General features: G+C 56.9%; 1 protein-coding gene. It reads left to right on the top strand.

Going from position 1 to position 432, the window contains the following annotated elements:
* Positions 1-371 (top strand): hypothetical protein (locus tag AB4Z23_RS28615; protein WP_441361325.1); only part of this gene is annotated, 371 nt, incomplete at its 5' end.
* Positions 372-432: the final 61 nt, after the last annotated feature.

Below are 432 nucleotides of genomic sequence, written 5' to 3'. Positions count from 1 at the left end.
CCGGGGAGATCGGAGACCCCTACACGATCGAAGCGTACGAGGGTGTGTGGGAGACGGCAGTTCGTCGCATAGGTGAACTCTCCGACGACCCCTTGATGATGGAAATGGAAAAGGCCCGTGGGAACACGCCGCACGGAAGCCGCCATTTTTACGGCAAGTTCCTGTACAGCGCCGGCGTCGACGGGACGGTGATACAACGATGCATGCATCATAGGAGCCTGCTGGCCCATCTAGCATACACGCGACTGACACCTGCCGAAGTCAACGACATTCTCCAAAGAGCCAGCCGGGGTGGCGATACGGCTCCACCGTTCACGGATCTCAGCAAGGAATTCATGTCGCAGTTCAACGACGTGCCCGCGGCAGCTTAAGGGGGTAAAGACTCATGGAAAAATCATTTACAAACGTACTGGTCGAGCGGCTCATCTTGGA

The organism is Agrobacterium sp. MCAB5, assembly GCF_052114365.1.
GTDB classification, from domain to species: Bacteria; Pseudomonadota; Alphaproteobacteria; order Rhizobiales; family Rhizobiaceae; genus Agrobacterium; species Agrobacterium tumefaciens.
Note: the sequence above shows the minus strand (reverse complement) of the source record. Positions and strands in the feature narration are given on the sequence as shown.